The sequence below is a fragment of the Bacillus sp. JJ1764 genome (genome assembly GCF_036962145.1).
Taxonomy (GTDB): Bacteria; Bacillota; Bacilli; order Bacillales; family Cytobacillaceae; genus Neobacillus.
In genome coordinates this window covers 1-2,305 of sequence record NZ_JBALNY010000215.1, presented here as the reverse complement: position 1 = coordinate 2,305, position 2,305 = coordinate 1, and the positions used below count along the sequence as shown (strand labels likewise).

The window sequence follows — 2,305 nt, the reverse complement described above, 5'->3', positions numbered from 1 at the left end:
AAGCATTTTGGATATTGTCTTTCTAAACAACATTCTGGTGCTACATACTTCCCTCTTAAGGAGGATTTTTATGTCGGATTATCTTGTAATCGTGGAATCACCGGCAAAGGCTAAAACCATTGAACGGTATTTAGGAAAGAAATATAAGGTTAAAGCTTCGATGGGCCATGTAATAGATTTGCCTCGTAGTCAAACGGGTGTAGATGTTGATAATGGTTTCCAGCCAAAATATATAACCATTCGCGGAAAAGGTCCGGTCCTAAAAGAATTAAAAACAGCAGCCAAAAAAGCAAAAAAAGTTTATCTGGCAGCTGACCCTGATCGCGAAGGGGAAGCAATCGCTTGGCATTTAGCACATAGTCTTGATGTGGATACATCGTCAGATTGCCGCGTAGTTTTTAACGAAATTACAAAGGATGCCATTAAAGATTCTTTTAAGACTCCGCGGGCAATCAACATGGATTTGGTAGATGCCCAACAGGCACGAAGAATTTTGGACCGACTTGTGGGCTATAATATCAGCCCAATACTTTGGAAAAAGGTAAAAAAAGGTCTCAGTGCCGGCAGGGTTCAATCGGTAGCGGTCCGCTTAATCATTGACAGAGAAAATGAAATTAAGGCTTTTATCCCAGAAGAGTACTGGACCATTGATGGGCAGTTTTTAAAAGGGACAGAACAATTTAATGCTTCTTTCCATTCGTTAATAAATCATGAAAAACATGAGTTAAAATCGGAACAAGACGTGGAAAGTATTTTACGTGAAATGAAAGGCAATACATTTAAAGTGATTTCTGTTTCAAAAAAGGAGCGAAAAAGAAATCCCGCTCCTCCATTTACGACGTCATCATTACAGCAGGAAGCAGCACGAAAACTTAATTTCCGAGCCAAAAAGACTATGATGCTAGCGCAGCAGCTTTATGAGGGAATTGAGCTTGGCAAAGAAGGAATCGTGGGTCTGATTACGTATATGAGAACAGATTCAACCAGAATTTCCGAGGTTGCACAAAAGGAAGCTTCTGAATATATAACTTCAGAGTACGGTGCTCAATTTTTACGAAATGAGCCACAAAAGGAAAAGAAACAGGCAAACACACAGGATGCACATGAAGCAGTACGCCCTTCGAGCACTTTCAGAGATCCTAATAGTTTGAAGGAGTTTCTATCTAGGGATCAATTAAGACTTTATAAATTGATTTGGGAACGTTTTTTAGCAAGCCAAATGGCTCAGGCTGTGATGGATACAATGAGTGTTGATTTACAAAATGGAAAAGCGGTTTTTCGTGCAACCGGTTCAAAAGTTAAATTTCCAGGTTTTATGAAGCTTTATGTTGAAGGGTCAGATGACCAAGTGGATGAAACCAATAAAATGCTTCCGGATTTAAATGAAGGCGATGAGGTTTTTAAAAAAGATATTGAACCCAAACAGCATTTCACCCAACCGCCGCCGAGATATACGGAAGCAAGGCTTGTAAAGACGCTAGAGGAGTTGGGGATTGGCCGTCCATCCACCTATGCTCCTACATTGGATACGATTCAAAAGCGAGGCTATGTAGCCCTTGATAATAAGCGATTTGTTCCAACTGAACTTGGTGAAATCGTTCATGAATCAATGGTTGAGTTTTTCCCGGAAATTGTAAATGCGGAATTTACTGCAAAATTGGAGCAGGGATTAGATAATATTGAGGATGGTAAACTCCATTGGGTTCAACTTATTGATGAATTCTATAAAGAATTTAAAATTAGTTTGGACAAAGCAGAGCAGGAAATGCAAAAAGTCGAAATTAAAGACGAGCCAGCTGGTGAGGATTGTGAGAATTGTGGCAGTCCGATGGTGTTCAAACTAGGGCGGTACGGTAAGTTTATGGCGTGCAGCAATTTTCCAGAATGCCGAAACACAAAACCAATTGTCAAAGAAATTGGGGTTACCTGTCCTACTTGTAAAGAAGGAACAATTGTTGAACGTAAAAGTAAGAAAAAACGAATTTTCTATGGATGTAGCCGATACCCTGAATGTGATTTCATTTCATGGGATAAGCCACTACCAAGACCTTGTCCTAAATGTGATGGACTTCTAGTTGAGAAGAAGTTGAAAAAAGGCGTTCAGGTACAGTGTGTTTCATGTGATTATAAGGAAGAGCAACAAAGTTAAGAGTGGACTCGTACCACTCTTTTCATTTGGGATCATAATAGATATCCAAAATGTATGGAAATTTTATAATTGTTCTTTAATTTTCATTTATCTGTCAAAACTTAAAGCTTTTTTATTCACGCTTCATATAGTAAAATGCAAAATGGACTCAAATGT

1 protein-coding gene is annotated in these 2,305 nt (G+C 38.9%); it reads left to right on the top strand.

Annotated features, from left to right (window positions below; all coding sequences use genetic code 11):
• Positions 1–70 precede the first annotated feature (70 nt).
• Complete coding sequence (topA, locus tag V7083_RS22295) at positions 71–2,149, top strand: type I DNA topoisomerase (RefSeq protein ID WP_335482209.1); 2,079 nt, start codon at positions 71–73, stop codon at positions 2,147–2,149.
• Positions 2,150–2,305: the final 156 nt, after the last annotated feature.

Bases quoted from the DNA above. Each gene is read 5' to 3' on its own strand.
- topA (WP_335482209.1), top strand. From the start codon at position 71: ATGTCGGATTATCTTGTAATCGTGGAATCACCGGCAAAGGCTAAAACC.